Here is a 20758-nt window from a genome sequence, read left to right as displayed (position 1 = left end):
AAGGGCACCGGAAGGGCAGTTTTCGCCTCGAAAAGAAGAGAACACAGGCATCGGTGCACAATTGAATCCGACGGGCAGCAACCTTTTTCCGCATTCCCTGGAAATGAGCTCTGCATTGGCCGGAAGCGGCCGGAACAAAAGGATTTCCGGTCAGTGGATCAGGCGGCTCCGGTCCGGTTCGTGCACACCTGCTCCGAGGGGGCGATCTCGTCGACGCTGAGGACGGCGATGACGATGAAGCAGTACTCCCGGCCGGGTTCGAGGCCGCTGACCCCAGCCTGCGCGGCACCGGGATCGGCGTCGGCCAGGTTGCCGGGCGTCTCCCCCTCCGGGCCGCCGACCACCTGGTGGGCCGCGGCGGGGTCGGTGTTGTCGGTCCAGCTCACCAGAACGGTGTGGCCGGAGTCCTCCAGCGCGAGGTCCGTGGGAGCCGAGGCCTCGATCAGGTCGGCGGGGGGCGCCGGGCCGTCGCTCTGCCCGTTCTGCGAGGCGTCGGTCCCCGACCCCCCAGAGTCGTCCGACGCCTCCGGAGAGGCCGGGGTGTCCTGCCTGACCTGCTCCAGGAGGTCTCCGCCGGCACCGGGCCGGAGGACGGCGACCGCGCCGAGGGTGACGGCGACGAAGGCGATGGCCGCGACGGTGACGCCGATGAACAGGGGGCGTCGCGGGCCCGGCCCGTGCGGCCGGGGCGCGGTCTCGGGCGGTTTCGGGGGTTCGGGGGGCGCGGGTGGCCCGGATGGTGTCTGCGCCCAGTGGTAACCGGGGGATCCCTGTTCCGGCTCGGACGGTTCCGGTGCCGGGTCCGAGTCCGCACCCGGAGACTGTGCGGCGAGCGGGGGTTCGGGGGTGGAGGTTCCGGCCCAGCCGGGCAGGGCCGCCCAGGCGAGCTCCGGGCGGTCGGCCAGGAACCGGTCGACCGATGTCGGAGCGGCTCGGCCCTCCGCGGGCACCGGGGGTGCGCTGGAACCGGTGCTCTCGGCCTCGGTGGGCGCGGGGTCGCCGGGAGCGGGGTGGGTAGCCGCGGGGTCGGTAGGCGCGGGGTCGGTGGGCGCGGGGTCGCCGGGGGCGGAGCCAGTGGCCGCGGGGTCGGTAGGCGCGGGGACACTGGGCGCGGGATCGGTGGCCGCGAGGGCAGTGTCCACGGAGGTGCTGAGAGCGGGTTCGCCGGGGGCGGTCTGCCCGTCCGGGACCGCGGACTCCGTCTCGGGGTCGGCGCAGGCCTCGTCAACGACCGGAGCCGTGCCGGCCGCGCCCTCGGCGCCCGTGTCGGCCGGGTCCGGGCCGACCGCGACCGTGCCGGGAGCCACTCGGTCCAGGTCCGCGGCGAGGGCCGCGGCGTCCTGGCGTTCGGCGGGGTCCTTGGACAGGGCCCGGTCCAGGACCTCTCGCAGCGGTGCGGGCAGGTCGGCGCGCGGCAGTCTCGGCGGGTCCTCGGCCAGGACCCGCTCCCGGTAGGCGAAGGGGTCGCCCGTCGTCCCCGCTTCCCGGGCGAAGGGCGGATGCCCGGCCAGCAGGGTCCAGAGCACCACCGCGAGCCGGTAGACGTCGGACGCCGGTGTGAGGGGGTGGGCGCCGCTCAGCGCTTCAGGGGAGGCGTAGGCGACGGCCACGGGTTCGAGCCCGACCGGTTCGGGCCGCTCCTCCGCGGGCAGCAGCCCGCCCACGTCCGCCAGGACGGCGCCGTCCGGGCCCCGGAGGATGTTGCCCGGTTCGATCCGGTGGTGGAGCAGCCCTCGTCCGTGCAGGGCGGCCAGTGCCCCGGCCACCGACCGGCCCACGCCCAGGACCTCCTCCAGCGGCAGCGGGCCCCGGTCGTCCAACGCGGACGCGTAGTCGCCCTCCGGGTGCAGCTCCATGGCGACGAACGCCCGGCCGGAGGAGGTGCGTCCGCCGCCCAGAGCGGTGACCAGGCCCGGGGTTCCGGACAGCTCGACCAGCCGGTCGGCCTCCCTGGTTCCGGCGTCGTCCCGCATGACCTTGAGTGCGACCGGGGTGTCGTCCCCGTCGCGCCGCGCCCGGTAGACGGTCGAGGCCGATCCCCGGTACAGGACCTCCGTGGAGTGGAATCCCGGAGCCAGTCTGCTCTGCTGTTCCTCGCCGCTCATCGGCGTCCCCTCCGTCGGCGGTGGTCGCTCGGGCCGTCCCGCCAGAACAGCGGGCGGGGGTCGAACCACCAGGTCAGTCTCCCGAACCGGGGCCGGCCCCGGCGCAGCGCCCGCTGGTGGGCCCGGACGGTGTCGGCGGTCCCGGCCGCCACAGCCGCGTCGATACCGGAACCGCCGCCGAAACCGGCGCTGTTGACGGCGTCCGCCAGCTGGTCCAGCCCGGACGCGGGCGTTCCGGAGGAGGCCAGGACACGGGCGGCCGCCACGGTCTCGGTGACGGTGTTCCCGGGTGCCAGGTGCACCCGGCTCATCCTCAGTGCGTCGCGCAGTTCGCGCCAGGCGCCCAGGACGCGGTCGGCGGGAGGCCCGCTGCCCAGACGTCGCGCGCGGCGCACGAGCCTCAGGACGGGGACCAGCAGGACCAGGGTGATCGGGATGCCCGCCGCGAACGCCGCCCATCCCCATGCGTCGCCGTCGTCGTTCCCGTTCCCGGAACCCGTGTCCCCCTGGTTCTGTGGGCCGGAGGACCCGCCGAGCTCCTCGGCCTCGGGGCCGTCGGAGCTGTCCCCGCCCTCGGGGCTCTGGCCGGAGCCGGTGTCGTCCTCACCGCCGGGGGTGACGTGGAAGGGCACCCAGCCGAGGCCGTCGAAGTAGACCTCGCCCCAGGCGTGGGCGTCGCCGGTGCGCACCTCGTACCGCCCCTCACCGTCCGGTGTTCCGGGGGCGAAGCCGACCGCCACCCGGCTGGGCAGGCCTGCGGCGCGCGCCAGCATGGCGAAGGCGCTCGCGAACTGCTCCGAGGTGCCGCCGCCCCCCTGTCCGCCGGGCGCGGCCAGGAGTGCGTCGACGTGGGCGTAGCCGTGTCCGCCGGAGGTTTCGGGGTCGAAGGTGTGGGAGTCGCGGAGGTAGTCGGCGATGGCTCGCGCGCGGTGGTGGTAGTCGCCCTCGGAGGCGATCGCGGAGACGACCTCGTCGAGGATGGGCGGTGCGCCGGGGGGCAGGTCGCGGTAGAGGTCGTACACGTCTCCGATGGGCGGGGCGGACCTGGAGGGGTCGGCCGTGCCCCAGTCGGCCACGTCGCCGACCGCCTCGTAGCTGCGGCCCGCGACGTCGCCGTCCATGGTGACGACCGTGCCGGTGAGGGCGTCGTAGCCGAGGTCGTCGAGGCCCACCTGGCGGGGTGCCCCGACCACCGGCGCCCAGCTGCCCGGGAGGTCGTCGCCGACGGTGATGCGCGCGCTGACCTCTTCCGCTCCGGGCGGCGGAGGCACGGGTGCGGGCAGGATCCGGTCCGCGTTGCGGTATCCGCTCTCGGGGAGCCAGGTGGTCCCGGTGAAGTCGGCGAGGGCGACCCAGCGCAGTTCGACGGGGTTCTCGGACTCGACGGTGATCAGGTGTGCGTCGGGTTCGGCCGCCCACCCGGGCAGGTAGCTGAGCGGGTTGAGGGCGGCATGGGGGTCCAGGGGCGGTGTCATGACGGCGCGCGGGTCCCCGGGCTCGGCGGCCCAGCCGGCGAGCAGGAAGGGGCCGCCGAACACCGCCGTGGTGGCGGTGAGCACGCAGATGGCTCCGGTGACCGCCGTGTCGCGGACCCGGGAGGGGCCCGCCGGGCGCTCGTCCACCTGGATTCCCAGTGCGGCAGAGCCCGCGGCGCCGTGTGCCGCGTTCGCGGGGCGGACGGACATGACCAGGACGGCGGCCACGCCGAGCAGCGCGATCGAGGGGAACCCGGGCGGGGCGGCCGGACCGTTGAGGACGACGGCGCCCACGAGCAGCAGGAGCCCGGGGAACAGGGCGAGCGCCCGGCGTTCGGCGCGCCAGACCAGTGCGGTGGCCGTGCCGGTGAGCCAGGTCGCCAGCAGCGGCAGGGTGAGGGTGTCGACGCTGAGCGGGGTCGGGGCGGTGCTGGTGAGGATGCGCGCCCCCGAGTGCAGCAGTGCCTCTCCCGCGCCGCGCAGGGCGCCGTCCCCCTCCCCGGGGATCCACACGGCGCTCACCAGGACCGCGGTCAGGGGCAGCGGAACACCGGTCAGGACCGTGCGGAGCGCGCTGAACCTGGAGCGCAGGAGAAGGGCGAGGACGACGGAGGCGGCCGCGCAGACGGTGAGGACCGCCAGGAGCGTGCGGGGTGAGGCGTAGGAGAACGCCAGCGCCACCCCTCCCGCGCCGGTGGACAGGACCAGCCCGATGTGGGCCGCGAGCATGCCGAGGCGGGGCCGGAAGGCACCTGCGGGGCCGCGCCGGGGGGCGCTGGGCGCGGGGCGGGTCGTGCTCCGTTCCGGGGCCGGGGCGGTCATCGTGGCCATGGTGCCTCGTTCCAGCGGTCCGCGAACGACGCGGCGTCCCCCGCGGTGATGAGCGTGACGGAGGCGGGCGCGACCGGGCGCTCCTCCTGGCCGATGACGGCCGCGAACAGGCCGGAGTAGCGGTCGCCGAGCTGGCCGAGCAGGCGCAGGTCGGCGGCGTCCAGCGATCCGCTGACCAGGATGGCGGTGTCTCCCTGGCTCTGGGTGCGGGCCAGGTGGAGGGCGTCGGCGAGGTCCGCCCCGGGGGTGGGCGCGGCCTCGGCGAGCAGGTCGAGCAGGGAGGGCAGGCCGCCGCTGCTGTCCCTGCCCCGTCCGCTGACCAGCCGCAGTTCGCAGTGGAGTGCGGCCCGTACCCCGGTGGCGAGGAGGGAGGCCGCCGCTCCGGCGACCTCGTCGAGCCGGTCGGCTCCCTGCTCGGTGGGGCGGTCGTCGACGAGGACGCACACACGGGTCTGGGAGGTGTCGACGTACTCGCGGACGACGAGCCGGTCCAGCCGGGCGGAGCTGCGCCAGTGGACATGGCGCAGGTCGTCGCCGGGCGCGTAGTCGCGCAGGGTGTGGAAGGTGAGGGTGCCCGCCCGGGCGCCGTCGACCTCACCGTCGGGGTCGGCGACGTTGCCGACGGGGATGGCCCGCAGGTACTGCCAGGCCGGATGGACCCAGACCCGGTCGGTGGTTCCGTGGGCGCGCACGCTCCGGGCCAGGCCGAGCGGATCGGATCGGCCCGCGCGCAGGGGGCCGAGTTCGATCAGTCCGCGCCGGAAGGGCTGGAGCCAGTAGTCCGAACCGCCGGTGCCGCCGCCGGGCAGGGGTGCGAGGGGGACGTCGTGTTCGCCGTCGGGCCCGACGACGCGTTCGCTGATCCTCAGGTTGCGGCGGCCGGTGTTGCGGGCTCTCATGTGCACCCGTACGGAGCGGCCGGGGCCGGTACGGGTGCCCGTGGGCAGGGAGCGTGTCGTGGTCACCGCGGCGGGGCGGCCCACGGACAGGGCCGCGACGGCCACCGCGAGGGCGGCGAGCGCGCCGAGCAGGGCGAGTTCCTGGTACTGGGAGAGGATCCCCACGGCGAGCAGCAGCGCGCCCGACGCGGCCACCAGCCAACCTCTCGTGGTCGGCATCAGCGGACCGCCGTGGCCCCCGGGTGGCCCGGCTGGGGGGCCGGGGTCGCCTCGAGGATCTCGGCGAGGACGTCGGTTCCGCTGCGACCGCCGACGGAGGCCTCCGGGGAGAGCACCAGCCGGTGCGCCCACACCGGCTGGGCGAGGGTCTTGACGTCCTCGGGTGTGGCGTAGGGGCGGCCGGAGACCAGGGCGAGCGTGCGGGCCGTGTGGGCCATGGCGACGGTGGCACGGGTCGACAGGCCGACGCTGAGCGCGGGGTGGTCGCGGGTGGAGCGGGCCACGCGCAGCACGTACTCGTAGACGGCGTCGTCGACGTGGACGCGGCGGGCGACCCGGCGTACCTGGTCCATGCGTTCGGCGTCGGTGTGCGGGAGCAGGGCTTCCGGGGAGGTGAGGCGGTCGCCGCGGATGATGGCCAGTTCGGCGGCCGGGTCCGCGTAGCCGACGGTCAGGCGCATCAGGAACCGGTCGAGCTGGGCCTCGGGAAGCCGGTAGGTGCCCGACATCTCCACCGGGTTCTGGGTGGCGACCACGAGGAAGGGCACGGGGACCGCGTGGCGGACGCCGTCCACGGTGATCGCGCCCTCCTCCATGACCTCCAGGAGCGCGGACTGGGTCTTGGGGGAGGCCCGGTTGATCTCGTCAGCGATGACGACGTTGGCGAACACGGGCCCCGGGTGGAACTCGAACTCGCGTGTGGCCTGGTTGAAGACGGTCACGCCGGTGACGTCGGAGGGCAGCAGGTCGGGGGTGAACTGCACGCGCCGCCAGACGCCGTCGACGGTCGAGGCGATCGCACGGGCCAGGGTGGTCTTGCCGGTGCCGGGGACGTCCTCCAGCAGGATGTGGCCCTGGGCGAGCAGGGCGACGAGGGCGAGCCGCACCACCTCGGCCTTGCCCAGGAGGGCGGTCCCGACGGAGGAGGCCATGGTGTCGAAGGCGTCCGCCTGGACCGCCGCCTCGTCCACCGAGACCGGCACGTTCGGGCCGGGCCCGCGGGAGGAGGATCCTGCTTGGTCGTTGGTGTTCACTGGTGTCTTTCGGATGTGCGAGGGCGATCAGGGTGTCTGGTCCGACCCCTGTGGGTCCCTCTCCTGCGGGGTCACGGGCGTCAGCGGGTTCTGGGTCTGTCCCTGCCCGCGCTCCTCGTTGAGGTCGCGTTGGGCCTGGAAGGCACCGAACACCACGATGACCGCGGCCACGACGGCGGCGATGATCAGGCCGACGACAACCGAGGGCCACACGCGCTGGCGGGCACGCCAGTAGCGGCTGGATCCGTACAGGATGGCGGCGCGCAGCTGCCTGCGGCGCAACGCGTCCGCCTGGAGGACGTAGCGCTCGCTGTCGGGGGTCGTCTGGAACGCCTGGGGAAGCTGTGTGGGGGGCGGCAGGACCGGTTCCTCCGGCACCGCCCCCTGGGTCCGGGGTGGGTGGGACATGTGCGTCAGGGGCCGTCAGCCGGTCAGTCGAACAGGCCGTCGAGGTACTTCTTGGTGTTCTGGTAACCGTCCACGGTCCCGTCCACGGCGTCGATCATCTTCGTGAAGCCGCGGTTGGTCATGTCGAAAGCGTTGTTGAACTCGGTGGCGCGGGCCTGGAACTTCTCGTCGCCGCCCTCCCACTTCTCGACGAGGCCCCTGGCCTGGGTGTCGATGTCCTGCATGATCGTGCGGAAGTAGCCGAGGTACGTCCGCTGGTCGATGTTCAGGTCGTTGAGCTGGTCGATGTCGGCGCCGACCTCGTACCTGTTCACGCTCATGGGGTGGTCTCGCTCTCTAGGTGGCCTGCTCCGGAAGGCCCGGCTCCGAGGGACCGGGCAAGGGGAGTCAAGATCAGTTGATCGGCTTCATGTAGCTGAGCTCCTGCTCGGCCTTGGCGAAGGCCTGCTCGCTGTCGCCGTCGGTCTCGTTGATCCTCGCCTGGCCGAGGTTGAGGTTGACGCCGTACTTCTCGCACCACTTGAGGAGTGCGTTGAAGCCGGTGACCAACTCGCCCTGGCCCTCCCGGTAGGCCCGGAGGGCACCTCCCTGCAGTGCCTGTCCGTCCTGCTCGAGGACGTCGAGAAGCGACCGCAGGCGCTCCGTGAGCCCCTGGCTTTCCTCGTCGAGGCGGTTGCCCCCCTGTGAAAGGGAGGTGGTCTCCTCGGTTCCGACCCTCTGACTCATGTACCGGTCCTTTCCCCGCCGACCACCCTGACCTGCGTTCACCGCCGGTTCAGGGGCGCTGTCACTCCGCGGAGTTCTGGGTGCCGGTCCGGTTCGGCTCTGAAACCACTCGAAATCGGAAGGTAGTGAACCTTCGCACCCCTGTCAACGCGTTAGGGATCGCGCCAACCAATGCGGTGTTCCCGGCATCCCAGGCGGATGACGGTGACTCCGGGTGAAACCGCGGCGAGGTCGCGAGCAGCCCGGGATCGGCGTCGCCGCGTGTGACCACCGCCACCACCGGCGGTACGGGGCGCACTGGAACACCCGAGGGGGATTGCCTACTCTCATAGGGTTCGCGCCCCCACGGCGTCGGCCGGCCCCTCGTGCCCCAGGCTCCGGCTGCACCGGTCGGACATCCCATCGAACCAGGACGAGGAGGGCCAGCCATGGGCGACGCATCGACAGTCGCGAGCAACACCGAGGCGGGCAAGGCCGCGGGCCGGATCAGCGCGCGGATCAACGGAGCGCTGGAGGGGCTCCCCAACGCCTTCAGGACCGCCATGGAGAACCTCGACAGCGAGTGCGTGGAAGCCAAGCTCAACAAGGCCTTCTCGGAGTACTACCTCAACCACAAGAAGGCGGTGGAGACGGTGCAGAAGAACGGTGTGACCATCTCCGAGAACGTCGTGGCGGCGGCCGCACGTGTGGAGGGGACCGACGTCGAGGTCAAGGGGAAGTACAGCTCCGCCTTCCCGTACCTGAACCCGTTGCTCGTCCCTGCGCCCGAGAACCTGCCCGTGGGTGTGCTGGCACCGGAGTACTACGACCGCAACATCCTCCTGCGCGAGATCAACAACAAGCCCTGACGTCCAGGGAAACCCCCGGCGCCCCGGCCCGTATCCGGTCCGAAGGGCTCCCCCACTCCACGTACGCACCTTCTCGCGCCACGGAAGGCACCCGATGACCTCCACCGACCCCTCGCCCTACTTCCTGCCCGGCGGCCCTCCCCAGCCCCAATACCCCCTCCAACCCCACAATCCTCTCCAACCCAACAGCCCCTTCCCGCCGGCCACCTCCGTGCCGGTTCCCGAGTTCGACCCCCCGGACACCGACGTGAAGCTGGCCGACCTCCAGGCGGAGGCCAAGGCGGCGTGGAACCTCGCCGACCGGGCCCTGGGAGGCGCCGAGGGAGGCCGCAAGGCCATCACCGGATCCGCCACGGAGTTCAGCGAGCTGATCAGCACCGACATCAGCACCGCCGGCGACTACAACGAGCAGGAGTGGCGGAAGGCCTGCATGGTCCTCACCTTCGCCGCCTCGATCGCCGATCTGTGGCACAAGGACGTCACCGCCTTCCGGAAGGATCGGGAGGACCTGATCTCGGACTACCGGAGCGCGATCACTGCCGCGCGGCTGGCGCACACCCCCGTGCTCTCCCCCTCGGCAGGCGGGTCCGGCCTTCCCCTCAACCCGTCGCAGCCGCCCATGGCGCTGCCCCACGACCCGCACGCCGGCCTGCGCGCTGCCTACATGGAAGTACTCGCCCGGTTCAACAAGAAGGGCAAGGACCTCAAGAGCGAGCTCCTGGACACCGCCGGGGAGCGGGCCGCCCTTCTGGACGGCGGCCCCGAGCCGAGCAACCTGAAGGCCCTCGTCGAAGCCGGCGTCCTCGGCTGGGGCGCGTACAACGTCCTGGGCCCGGAGCACGACACCCCGCTCCCGGTCTCCTCGGGCGAGGCCAAGAAGATGGCCAAGGAGCTGGAGGCCTACCTGAGCGGGGACAAGGAGCCGGACGCCCGTTACCACGAGATCCTCGCCGCGGTCGGCGCGGTCTCGGCCAAGGCCAAGGCGCTCCAGGAGGCCGGCAGGGCCACCACGGGACTGCCGTACGGCGCGGTCTCACACCGTCCCAAGCTGGACGAGGACGAGCTCGACTTCCTGCGGACCTTCTACGGTGAACTCGAGGAGCAGTCGCCCTACGGCGTCGTCCGACTCATGCCGTGGCTGAAGGGGAACGACGGTCCCGGCTGGAGCGAGGCGGAACGCGAACAGTTCGCCGGAGCCATGGCCGACGGTCTCCTGGTGCTCTCCGACGAGAAGGTCGGCGGCGGCCAGGACCTGCTGCCCGAGAGCGTGCGGAACTTCGCCGGCGGTATCCCCACCATGGACGGCGACCACGTCGACGGCAGGATCTTCGCCAACGACAAGCACAACTGGATGAAGGACGCCCGAGATCTGGGAGACCTGTTTGAGCACGCCGACCCGGAGCTGCGCGGCGGAACCGAGTTCTCCTCGAACACGACGCTGGCTCTGGGCCACCACCTGAACCAGGGCGACCGGATCGGCGGACCGAACCCGGAGGAGGACACGTCGATCTCCCACCTGCTCGACGTGACGACCCGCAACGAGGAGGCCAACCACCGGATCCTGACCGATTCGGCCGCTCCGCCGTGGGAGAACAGCGACAACCCGCGCTACCGGGTCCCGTCGATGCCGGACTTCGGCTCGACCTCCGACGCGCTCCTGGGCCTGTACACGCACGACTGGGAGGACGGCGGGAAGGCGGCGGCAGGGCTCACCGGATGGATCCCCGAGGCCGCCGAAGGAGAGTTCGGCGGCATGCAGAGGCTGGCCCGGGAGTCCGCCGAAGGCCTGATCCGGATGACCGCCGGGGACAAGGACGTCTACGACGCGCTGACCAACACCGGAATCACCGTCAAGGAGAAGATCGAGGTCGACGGGGAAAAGATCGAGGTGGAGTACCCGGACGCCGCCTTCGGTCGGGTGAACCCCGAGTTGTCCCGTGTCTTCGGCGACGTGGCGCTGGCCTACCTGGACGACTTCAGCTCCTACGACAACTCCAACCAGCCCAAGGACGATGACGGGATACAGCTCGGGTTCGAGGAACGCCAGCGGTTCCTCCAGTTCGCGGCGGCCGAGGACACCACGGTGCAAAAGCTCTACGGAGCCGCGGGCGCGCTTGACCTCGACAGCACACACCGTCTCCTGGGGGAGGACGAACAAAAGGACATCGCCTACCGCAACTCCACGTTCCGTGCCCTCTTGGACGCCGCTGTACGCGGCGACACTCTCGACCGCAGCATCGACATGGACAACGCCGAGGCCCAGGCCGCGGTGGACAAGAAGCGCGACATCGCCGTCGCGAGCGGCCTGGCCTTCGGTGTGGCCAACGTGCTGCCCTCCGCTCCGGGCGGCCTGGCGATCGCCGGCATCACCGCGGCGACGTTCGAGTTCAACGATCGGGTCGACCAGTCGGTGAACAGTGACAACTACGAGAAGGCGGTGGACGCCGGGGTCGGGGACGACTCCACGCACGCTTTCGGCGCGAACAAGCACGGCCGGACCTACTCGCAGGTGAACCACGACTACAAGACCAAGCTGGACCTCCTCGACGCCATGGTCCGCAGTGGCCGGATCGACGTCCAGCAGGTGGAGGACGTCAGCCCGCAGCTCCTCACCGACGACGGGAAGAAGGTCGTGGATTACTACGAGTTCGACAAGGGCGACCGGACCGGCAAGCGGGACAGCGAGACCGGTATCAGCCCCGACACCGCCCTCGACCGTCTGTTGAAGAGCGAGAAGGCGTCCATCGCCTTCCCGGACGGGACCGAGCGCGAGGCCCACGAGGTGGCCGACCAGTACTCACGGGCCTATCACGCCGGCTACTACGAGGTGATCAAGGGCCTCAGCTCCGACATCGACAAGGAGGACTACAAGGAGAACGCGAGCCGGTGAGCCCTTGACGATCAGCGGTGGGCCGCCCGCACCCCACGGCTGGGGGCGCGGGCGGCCCTGCTGGGTCAGAACGGCAGGTCGATCGAGGTCACGGCCTCGTAGACGCCCAGTGCCCACACCGCGGCGACGCACATGCCGATGACGGCCGCGACCTCCACCCCGTTGAGGATCCGCCTCAGGGAGGCGCGGGGCACGTCGGTCAGGCGCACCGCGCTCAGGGCCGCGACCGCGGTGCCGAGCAGCAGGGCCGCGGCGGGTGCCAGGGCCAGGGACCAGCCAGCCCCTGACGCCGCGACGGCGCCGGTCACGGCCAGCCCGCACACCCCGCCCAGCCGGATCGGCAGCACGTGGGAGACCCGGTCGAAGAGCCGGGAGCGCAGGAGCAGGACCAGCGACACGAGGGCGGCCAGCACGAGGTCGCGGGCCCCCTCACCGGTGGCCGCCAGGAGCGCCACCGCGGCGACGGCCGCCGCCACCGATCCCAGGAGCGTTCCCAGCAGCAGCCGGTCACTGGTGGCCAGGCCCGACTCGAACCTCGCGGTGTCGGTCCGGCCGACCTGGCGCACCTCGTAGTCCAGGCCGGAGAGCCCGCCCAGGGCCAGGGCCATCCGGGGCAGGCCCCCGATGCCCAGGACCAGCAGGACCGCCAGCAGCCGCAGGGCCATCGGGCCGTGCACGAACAGGCCCAGGGCCACGAGCACGACCGACCCGCCGGTCACCACGCTCAGCCCGGCGAGGTAGGGCAGCATCGCCTGGTTCAGGGCCCATCCGGCCGCGGCGGCGGCCAGCGCGCCGGAGCAGGCGAACAGGGCCAGCGCCACGGGTGCGGGCGGGGCCCCGCCCACCGCGAGAACAGCCAGGACCGCGGCCAGCGCCCCCCAGCCGCAGGCCGCGACCTGGACCGCGTGGGCGACGCCGGGCAGGGAGCGTCGACCGGCCAGCCACAGCGCCGCCAGGGACACCAGAAGGCCCAGGGGCGCGACGGCCAGGTCCACGGGCGCGGTGCGGACCACGGCCATGGCCAGGGCGAGCAGCAGGGGTCCGAGGGCGGCCAGGGCCAGGCCCAGCCCGAGGGTGGTGGAGGGCCGCCACAGCCACGCGGTCCCGTCCACGCGGTCCTCGACGGAACCGCGCACGTCGTCGACGAAGGTCGGGCGTTCGGGTGCGGCCTCCCTGCGCAGGACGAGGACGTCGCCGTCCAGGACACCGGCCTCACGCAGGGATCCCCCCGCGGGCAGGGGGGTCCCGTCGACTCGCGCCAGGCTCCACTCGGCGGCCTGGAGCCCTTCCGGTCCGGGTGAGCACACCCGCACCACCTGGGGCATGAGCGTGGCCACGGAAACGGTGCCCGGCAGGGCGAGGTCGGCCCACTTGTCGGGCCCCGTGACCGTGACCCGGCAGTATCCGCTCACGAAACGCACTCCGTTCTCGGGTTCTCGGATCAAGCGCGTCCGGCGGAGAACCGGACACCGGGGGATGGGATCCCACGAAACCGCGGCCGGTTTTCCACAGGGCCGCGAAAGCAGATTTGTCCGGCGCCGGGGCGGCGCGGGATCATCAAGGTAGCAATCGGTGCGTCCCGGACCTTCGGGGCCCACACGACCGGAGAGGCCCTTCGTGTCCACAACGCTGGTTCACCGGCCCGCGCGCCATGCGGTCCCGGACCCCGGGCGCTCGCCCCTGGTGATCGCCACGCCCCCGCAGCTTCCGGAGAACCCGCCGGCGTCGAGTTCCTCGGCGATGATCATGATGCCGATCATCACGGGTTCGGGTTCCCTGCTGATGACGATCACGCTCGGGAACCGTCCGCTGTTCGCCGTGATCGGGGCGATGGTCATGATGGCCAGCGTCGCCGTGGGCATCGTGATGTTCGTGTCCCAGCGCAACGGCCCCCGGCGGCGCATCCGCGAACAGCGCGAACGGTACCTGGACTACCTCGACCACCTGCGTGAGACGGTCCGCGAGGTCGCGGGGCTCCAACGGGCGGCGGCCCTGTTCCGGCACCCGGCCCCGCGCCTGCTCGCCGAGGCCGCGCGGCTGCCCGCCCGCAGGTGGGAGCGGCGTGTGGGCGATCCCGACTTCCTGCACGTGCGGGTCGGTGAGGGCACCCGACCGCTGGCGCGGCGGCTGAGCCTGAACATCGACAGGGCCAACCCGCTGATCGTCTACGACCCCGTCTGCCAGGGCATCGCCGAGCAGCTGGTCGACCTGTACGCGGAGGTGGCCGAACAGCCCCTGGTCCTTCCCCTGCGCGACTGCGGCGTGGTGTCGATCGTGGGCGACCGGGCGGCGGCCAGAGGGGTGGCCCGGTCCGTGGCCGCCCAACTGGCGACCTTCTCCGCACCCGGAGACGTGCGCCTGGGCGTGGTGCGCCACCAGCGGCTGGTCCCGGAGTGGGACTGGCTCAAGTGGCTGCCGCACAACACGCTCGAGGGCGTCGACGACGGCCCGATGCCCGCGCGCCTGGTGGCGGCCAACACGGTGGAGATGACCGAACTGCTGTCGGCGGAGATCGAGCAGCGCACCATCGACATGCAGCGCAGACGGGGCGCTCCCCCCGGGCCGGGGACCTCGCGGCTGGTCGTGGTCGTCGACGGCGAGTTCCAGGCCACCCTCTCCGGGCTGGCCGCCGAACCGCCGGTGCACTCCCTGGCCGACATCGGCATCCATCTGATCTTCCTCGTGGGCGAACGCCGCGAGGAGCCCGGGCACGTCGACACGCGCCTGTACGTGGAGGCGGACGGCTCCCTCCGGGAGGACCGCGAGACCGCGCAGCCCCCTCCCGGCCAGGTCGGCCCGGAGGAGGCCGACCCGCCGCTGCGGGGGCGCGCGGACCAGGCCGACCGCGACCAGCTCACCACCCTGGCCCGAACCCTGTCCCCGGTACGGCTGGCCGCCGCGGACAACGCCGACGCCATGCACGCCACCGTCGGCCTGCCGGAGATCCTCGGTGTGCCCGACGTGGCCCAGCTGGACACGGGCCGTACCTGGCTCCCCCGGGGGACCGGCGACTTCCTGAGGGTGCCGATCGGAGTGGGACCGGAGGGGAACACGGTCCTGCTCGACCTGAAGGAGTCCGCCTTCGGCGGGATGGGCCCGCACGGGCTCGTGGTGGGCGCCACCGGCTCGGGCAAGTCGGAGATGCTGCGGACCCTGGTCACCTCCCTGGTGATCAACCACTCCCCCGACCAGCTCGCGCTGCTCCTGGTGGACTTCAAGGGCGGCGCGACCTTCGCCGACACCGACCTGCTGCCGCACAGCGCCGGACTGATCACCAACCTCGCCGACGACGACTCCCTGGTGGAGCGTTTCCGGGAGGCGATGTTCGGTGAGCTGACCCGCCGCCAGCAGGCGCTCAAGGACGCGGGCAACCTGCCCAACCTGCACGCCTACGAGAGCGCGCGGGGCCGCCGCCCGGAGCTGGAACCGCTCCCCCACCTGCTGGTGATCATCGACGAGTTCTCCGAGCTGCTCACCGCGCACCCGGACTTCGCGGAGCTGTTCGTGGCCATCGGCCGGATCGGCCGTTCCATCGGCGTGCACCTGCTGCTGGCCACCCAGCGGCTGGACTCGGGGAAGATCAAGGGGCTGGAGTCGCACCTGTCCTACCGGATCGGCCTGCGCACCTTCTCCGAGGCCGAGAGCCGCGAGGCGATCGGTGTCGGCGACGCCTACCACCTGCCCCCGGAGCCGGGTTCGGGGTACCTGAAGGTGGACACGACCGTCTTCGAGCGGTTCAAGGCCGCCATGGTCTCCCAGCCGTACGTGCCGCCCAGCCAGGACCGGGAGGACGAGGTTCCGCAGGTTCTGCCGCTGATCTCCTTCAACGGGCTGGCGTCCCTGACCCGGCCGCCGGACTCCGCACGGGACGAGGGACCGCAGGCGGGGCAGGACGCCGGTGACGACGAGGAGGAGACCCCCACGACCCTGCGGGTGACGGTGGACCGGCTCGTGGCATCGGGTGCGTCGCCGGTGCGGCCGGTCTGGCTGGCACCGCTGCCCTCGGTGATGACCCTGGACGGGCTGCTGGAGCAGTTGGGAGAGGACCTGACCGGGCCCGAGGGGAGCCCTGTGGAACCCGACCCGGCCGAGGCGCGGGCGATCATCGGGCTGGCCGACCTGCCACGGGAGCAGGCGCAGACCGCCGCCGACCTGGACTTCACCGGAGGCGAGAGCAACATCGTGGTGCTGGGCGGCCCGCAGTCCGGCAAGTCCACCCTGCTTCGCACCCTCGTCGCCAGCCTGGCCTGGCGGTACCCGCCCGGGCGGATCGCCGTCTACGCGATCGACTTCGGCGGCGGTTCGATGGCCCCGTTCGAGGAGCTGCCGCACGTGGCGGGTGTGGCCGGGCGCTCGGACCTGGAACGGGTCCAGCGCATCCTGGCCGACGTGCGGAGCCTGCTCGAACAGCGCGAACGCGTCTTCCAGCGGTCCCGGCTGGACTCGCCGGCCGATCTGCGCCAGGCCCGGGCCGAGGGCCGGGTGCCGTCGGGGATCTACGGCGACGTGTACCTGCTCATCGACGGCTGGGCAGGGCTGCGGGAGGCGTTCCCCGACGTGGACGACATCCTCACCGACATCGTCTCGCGCGGCCCGGCCCTGGGCGTGCACACGGTGCTGACCGCCTCGGCCGGGAACCAGGTCCGCTCCAAGATGCAGTCGCTGTTCGGCGGCAGGTTCGAGCTGCGCCTGACCGACCCCTACGACTCCCAGCTGGGCCGCAAGGTCGCCGAGCAGATGCCCAAGGACGTGCCGGGCCGCGGCCTGCGCTCCGACGAGTCGTTCGTGCAGATCGCCCTGCCCCGACTGGACGGGGTGGCCGAGGACGCCGACCTGGGCGACGGGGTGCGCGACGCGGTGCGCACGCTCTCCGAACGCTGGCCGCACGACCCGGTGCACCGGGTGCGGGTGCTGCCGACCCAGGTCACCCTGGACGAACTGCTCCCCCGCCACCAGGGTCCCGGGCTGGTCATGGGGCTGGGCGAGAGCGACCTCGCCCCCTCCCTGTACCGGCCGGACGAGGATCCGCACCTGGTGGTCTACGGCGACCCGCAGACCGGCAAGAGCACCCTGATCCGCACCCTGGTGCGGCAGGTGGCCCAGAGGCCGGAGCGCGAGGTGGGCATCGTCATGGTCGACTACCGGCGGGCGCACCTGGGGCTGGTGCCCGAGGACCGCCTGCTGGCCTACAGCACCAGCCCCCAGCACACCAGGGGGATGGCCGGGGAGCTGGCCGGGATGATCCGGCAGCGGCTGCCCGGCCCGGAGGTCACCCCCCGTCAGCTGCGTGAGCGCAGCTGGTGGGACGGGTTGGAGGTGTTCGTGTTCGTCGACGACCTGGACCTGGTGGCCGGGCGCAGCAACCCGCTGGAGCCCCTGGCCGAGTTCCTCAGCCAGGGGGCCGACCTGGGACTGCACATCGTCACGGCCAGACGGACCGGTGGCGCCTCGCGGTCGATGTTCGACCCGGTGACGCAGACGATCGTGGACATGGCCACCCCGGGTCTGCTGTTCTCCGGGGACCGGATGGAGGGGCGGCTCGCCAACGGGGTCGCGTCCCGGCGCCTGCCCCCCGGCCGCGCCCTGCTGGCCCGCCGCGGAGTCCCGCCGGAGCAGGTCCAGGTGGCCTGGACCGACCCGGAGGGGTGACCGGCACGGGAAAGTGAAAGGGGCGCCCGCCGATGCGGCGGGCGCCCCGGGTTCACGTCGGAGGAGCCGGAGTGGAGAGCCAGACGGGAGGGGTGAAGGTCAGGGGCGACGGTTCGAGCGTCCCCATCCGGTACGAGGCTGAGCCCGAACGCCACGCCCGACGGCACAGGCCGGACACCGTCCCCGGCCACCGCTCAGGCGGGGCGGCCGGGGACGGTCAGGTCTCGCAGTTCGTGAATCCGGAGATCACCGAGCGCTCCCCAACCGCTGCGGTGACCTGGACGCACACACCCGGGGCGTGGATCAGCACGGGCTGTGTCGAGGTTCCCGATGACTGGATGTCGGTGACCGGTGTCCCGCCCTCGGTGCGGATACCTACGTCCAGATAGGTGGCACCACCGTTGGAGACCGCGATCGCGCAGTTGTAGCCCCGTACGGTCTCGTAGAAGAGGTGCACCTGTCCTCCCGGGTCCCCCGGGATAGGCATCGGCCAGTTTCCCTCCAGGTTCTGGGTGTACCTGGGGACATCCGCTTCCCCCGCGTTGGGGTGGGCGTCACTGCACACCTGCGCCGGGTCCTGGCCTTGTGCGGCGGTCGCCCCGCTCAGCAGGAGACCGGTCACGCCCAGAGCGCAGGCGGCCGACCACACCGCCCAGCGGCGCGGCCCTCTCATAGCGGTCATCGACTTGGATCCCTTCAAGGGGTGGTCGTGATTGCTGGTCACTGGAACGGTGCGAGGCATGCCGGGGCGCTTCGTACGGACCCGCCTTCAGTGGCTCCCGTTCCCAGGGCCGTCACGGTGAAGGAGAAGCACCGCTCGTTGCCCTTGGTGAAGGAGTGAGTAGTGGCCTCCGCTCCCGTGGTCGCCTCCTCGAAGACCACGGCGCCGTCGCCGTGGGGGGTGATCCGGTACCCCTCGGCGTTGTCGGCGGCCGTCCAGGTGACGGTCACCGTGGCGCCCGAGACGCTGTGGGTGACGCTCCCCGGTGTGCCCACCTGGGTCTCGGGCATGGTCACCGGGTCGCTGGTGGAGGACTCACCGGTCACCCCGCCCGAACCCCGTGAGGTGACCGTGAACGTGTAGGTGGCCCCTGCTGTCAGCCCGGTGACCTCCAACGAGGTCTCCCCCGTCGTGCGGTTGCTGGGAGCGGACGCACCGCCCTCGGCGGAGGCGGAGACCTGGTAGTCGACGGCGTTCTCCGCGCCGTCCCACGACACGGTCGCGCTCTCGCTGCCGGTCACCTCCACCGAGACGGCCCCGGGTGCGCCGGGAGCCTCCTGGCTCGGGGTGACCTGGGGCGACTGCGCCGCGGGGCCGGTTCCGTGCTCGTTGACGGCGCGGACCCGGAACCGGTAGGCGGTGCCGTTGTCCAGACCGGTGACCACGGTGTCCAGCTCGGAGCCGTCGACGGTGATCTCGCTGTCCTCCCAGGTGATCTCGTAGGACTCCACGGGGGCGTCCGGCGAGTAGGCCTCGGGCCAGCTGAGTTCGACGCTGCCGTCACCGGCCTCGGCCGTGACGGGTGTCGGGGCCCCGGGCGGACCGGTCGACTGCTCCCCGGGGCCGTCGCCCTCTCCGGCGCCGTCTCCGGAACCGCCGCCTTCTCCCGAACCCTCGCCCTGGTCGCCGGAGCCGCCCTCGGCCTGGGGGTTCTGGCCGGTCTGGGGCTCGGGGGCCGGGGCTCCGGGTTCGGGTTGGGGTTCGGGGGCGTCTCCCCGGATCTCACCGGGTCCCGGCGGAACCTCCTCGGTGTCCACCAGGGTGGCCTGGCCGGTGTCGTCCACGACCGCGGCCACACCGGTGTCGGGGGCGTTGACGAACAGGTTGCCCTCCCGGGCCTCCAGTTCCAGCGGCCCCTCGGCGCCCGGCAGGGTGACGGTGTCGAGCTCGCGGCCGTTCGGGGCGTAGGAGCGGACCAGTCCTTCGGCCTCGAAGGGCACGTAGACGCGCCCGGCGAAGGGCACCGCGACCCCGCTGCCCGGCTTCTCCACCGGGAAGAGGGTGGTCTCGGCGGCGCCGTAGGGGTGCAGGAGGGTGACGATCTCGTCGTCCTCGGTCTTGGTGACGGCCGCCATGTCGCCCCGGGTGCGCGCGGGCATGACCGAGTCCGTCATCGGCGCGGGCATCCTGACCATCACGGGGTCGTCGCCCTCGCGCATGGCCACCACCTGTTCGCCGCCCCGGTCGACGGCGAGCGCTCCGTCGTCGAAGACCGTGACGCCGATGTCGGAGCCCGGGGAGGCCACGGCGACGGTCTGGGTGACGGTCGCCTCGCCTTCGGCGACCGTGATGCCGACGGCGTGCCCCTGGGAGGGTGCGCCGACCCACAGGGTGTCGGAATCGTCGAAGGCACCGCCGACCAGCGGCCCCTCCAGGGTGAGCGAGGCACCGGTGGCCTGGAGTGTGGCCGGGTCGACGGCCCTGATCTCGCCGCCCTGGCGATCGATGACCACGGCGCTCTCCCTGCCGAGCACGACCCCGAAGTCGCCGGAGCCCAGTTCGAGTTTGCCGGAGAAGCCGAGCTCGTTGAGGTCGACCGAGGTCACCTTGCCCGTTTCGGGGTCGGTGAGGATCAGGTAGTCGTCGTTCTGCTCGACCTGGACCCGGGCGCCCCCGGCCTCGGGCAGAGAGGCGACCAGGTCGATCTCCGCGTTGTTGCCGTTGACCCGGACCGCCTCGTTGCTGACGGCGTTCCACAGCCAGGAGGCGCCGTCGGACACGTCGTCCGACTGCCCCAGCGCTCCGACGCCGAAGGCGGTGCTGACCAGGGCGGTGGCCATGAGGCCGAGCACCAGACCCGAGGATCCGGCGCGGGTGCGTCGGGCGAGGGTACCGAGCAGGCGCCGGGAACGGCCCCGCTCGGCGGGGGCGGAACCGGTGGGCGCCGTCTTACGGCTCACCATCCACGTACTCCTTCGGCTACCGCGGACGTGTCCGGCCTCCGGCGGCAGGGGAGGTGGGATCGGTATCGCATGTGTGTGGGGACCCGCGGGGGTTCGGGGGCCCTTGGGGGACGGGCATCTGTACGAAACCAGACGGCGGGGTCCGCGTCAACGCGTGTTCGAGGGAACTGGGTCACGTCCCTTCGGATGCCGCGGACCCGGCCTGCGGTTCCGGATCCGCGTGTGGAATCCCTGCCGTTGCGGGGCGGGCGTGTCAGCCGAGGAGGAGTTCGCCGATCACCTCTCCGTCCTCCACCCGGCCGGTCTTGTGGAAGCCCATCCCCAGGTAGAAGGCCTCGGGGCTGCCCTCACCGGGGACCCAGGAGACCGTGATCCGCCCGAATCCCCTGCGGCGGGCCTCCTCCACTGCGGCCTCCACCGCGAACCGGCCGTATCCCCTGCCCTGCTGCTTCTCACCGATGTTGAGCCGCCAGATCTCGGCGCGGAAGTCCGGGTCCTCCTCCTCGGGGTCGAACTTGACCATGAGGAACCCGACCGCCTCGTCACCGTCCATGAGCAGGCGGGGCCAGGCGGTGCCGCGGTTCGTGTACGCCTGGGCCAGGGAGTACAGGACCGGGGCGACGAAGCGGTTCTGGTCCTCTCGGACCTCGACCTTGACGGCCGCGTCGAAATTGTCGTCGGTGATCTCGACGAGCCGGAGCGAGGGGGTTTCTGTCATGAGGCGCACCTTATGGCCCCCTTCGAAGGGATGCCACGTTTTTTCGGCGGGT

15 protein-coding genes are annotated in these 20758 nt (G+C 72.2%); 3 read left to right on the top strand and 12 right to left on the bottom strand.

The features are described 5' to 3' along the window. Positions 1 to 158 precede the first annotated feature (158 nt). The 7 genes from D458_RS0107920 to D458_RS0107890 form a co-directional block, all read right to left on the bottom strand. The gene (locus tag D458_RS0107920; RefSeq protein WP_017586193.1) at positions 159 to 2105 is read right to left on the bottom strand and encodes a protein kinase domain-containing protein; all 1947 of its coding nucleotides are present in this window, start codon (positions 2103 to 2105) and stop codon (positions 159 to 161) included. Then, the gene (locus D458_RS0107915; RefSeq protein WP_017586192.1) at positions 2102 to 4411 is read right to left on the bottom strand and encodes a transglutaminase-like domain-containing protein; all 2310 of its coding nucleotides are present in this window, start codon (positions 4409 to 4411) and stop codon (positions 2102 to 2104) included. Before D458_RS0107915 ends, D458_RS0107920 begins: the two co-directional genes overlap by 4 nt. Continuing rightward, a complete protein-coding gene (locus tag D458_RS0107910; protein ID WP_026119098.1) occupies positions 4399 to 5529 on the bottom strand; it encodes a DUF58 domain-containing protein in 1131 nt (376 codons plus the stop codon). The genes D458_RS0107915 and D458_RS0107910 overlap by 13 nt, the downstream gene beginning before the upstream one ends. Further along, positions 5529 to 6563 (bottom strand): AAA family ATPase, encoded by a 1035-nt coding sequence (locus tag D458_RS0107905; protein ID WP_017586190.1) that lies wholly within the window; start codon positions 6561 to 6563, stop codon positions 5529 to 5531. Before D458_RS0107905 ends, D458_RS0107910 begins: the two co-directional genes overlap by 1 nt. Positions 6564 to 6590: 27 nt before the next feature. Next, complete coding sequence (locus tag D458_RS0107900) at positions 6591 to 6971, bottom strand: hypothetical protein (protein WP_063825705.1); 381 nt, start codon at positions 6969 to 6971, stop codon at positions 6591 to 6593. A 23-nt stretch (positions 6972 to 6994) separates the two neighbouring features. Then, positions 6995 to 7291 carry a WXG100 family type VII secretion target gene (locus D458_RS0107895; RefSeq protein WP_017586188.1) on the bottom strand — a complete coding sequence of 99 codons (297 nt, stop codon included), beginning with the start codon at positions 7289 to 7291 and terminating at the stop codon, positions 6995 to 6997. A gap of 73 nt (positions 7292 to 7364) precedes the next feature. Then, on the bottom strand, positions 7365 to 7697 hold the full coding sequence (locus D458_RS0107890) for a hypothetical protein (protein WP_017586187.1): 333 nt from the start codon (positions 7695 to 7697) through the stop codon (positions 7365 to 7367). Positions 7698 to 8125: 428 nt separating this feature from the next. Here D458_RS0107890 and D458_RS0107885 point away from each other — a divergent pair, with 428 nt between their 5' ends. Together D458_RS0107885 and D458_RS0107880 are read left to right on the top strand one after the other, a co-directional pair. Next, on the top strand, positions 8126 to 8545 hold the full coding sequence (locus tag D458_RS0107885; RefSeq protein WP_017586186.1) for a hypothetical protein: 420 nt from the start codon (positions 8126 to 8128) through the stop codon (positions 8543 to 8545). 94 nt (positions 8546 to 8639) lie between these two features. Further along, a complete protein-coding gene (locus D458_RS0107880) occupies positions 8640 to 11435 on the top strand; it encodes a TPR repeat region-containing protein (protein ID WP_017586185.1) in 2796 nt (931 codons plus the stop codon). A 65-nt stretch (positions 11436 to 11500) separates the two neighbouring features. Here the strand turns inward: D458_RS0107880 and eccD are convergent, their stop codons facing one another. Next, the gene (eccD, locus tag D458_RS0107875) at positions 11501 to 12847 is read right to left on the bottom strand and encodes a type VII secretion integral membrane protein EccD (protein ID WP_040702238.1); all 1347 of its coding nucleotides are present in this window, start codon (positions 12845 to 12847) and stop codon (positions 11501 to 11503) included. Positions 12848 to 13069: 222 nt separating this feature from the next. Further along, positions 13070 to 13228 carry a hypothetical protein gene (locus tag D458_RS37430; RefSeq protein WP_239647921.1) on the bottom strand — a complete coding sequence of 53 codons (159 nt, stop codon included), beginning with the start codon at positions 13226 to 13228 and terminating at the stop codon, positions 13070 to 13072. On the opposite strand from D458_RS37430, the gene D458_RS0107865 reads away from it, so the two are divergent. Continuing rightward, positions 13176 to 17084, top strand: a complete 3909-nt coding sequence (locus D458_RS0107865; protein ID WP_040702237.1) for a type VII secretion protein EccC — start codon at positions 13176 to 13178, stop codon at positions 17082 to 17084. The genes D458_RS37430 and D458_RS0107865 overlap by 53 nt on opposite strands. A 217-nt stretch (positions 17085 to 17301) precedes the next feature. On the opposite strand, the gene D458_RS0107860 is transcribed toward D458_RS0107865, so the two are convergent. The 3 genes from D458_RS0107860 to D458_RS0107850 all read right to left on the bottom strand — a co-directional run bounded on the left by D458_RS0107860 (position 17302) and on the right by D458_RS0107850 (position 20706). Continuing rightward, a complete protein-coding gene (locus D458_RS0107860) occupies positions 17302 to 17766 on the bottom strand; it encodes a hypothetical protein (protein ID WP_239647915.1) in 465 nt (154 codons plus the stop codon). A 38-nt stretch (positions 17767 to 17804) separates the two neighbouring features. Then, entirely contained in the window at positions 17805 to 19988 is a 2184-nt protein-coding gene (locus tag D458_RS0107855) for a fibronectin type III domain-containing protein (RefSeq protein WP_017586180.1), read from the bottom strand. Between the two features lie 253 nt (positions 19989 to 20241). Beyond that, positions 20242 to 20706 carry a GNAT family N-acetyltransferase gene (locus D458_RS0107850; protein WP_017586179.1) on the bottom strand — a complete coding sequence of 155 codons (465 nt, stop codon included), beginning with the start codon at positions 20704 to 20706 and terminating at the stop codon, positions 20242 to 20244. Positions 20707 to 20758 lie beyond the last annotated feature (52 nt).

Origin of the sequence: Nocardiopsis ganjiahuensis DSM 45031 (assembly GCF_000341085.1) — a bacterium.
Lineage (GTDB): Bacteria > Actinomycetota > Actinomycetes > Streptosporangiales > Streptosporangiaceae > Nocardiopsis > Nocardiopsis ganjiahuensis.
This window is presented reverse-complemented; position numbering and strand designations above follow the sequence as displayed.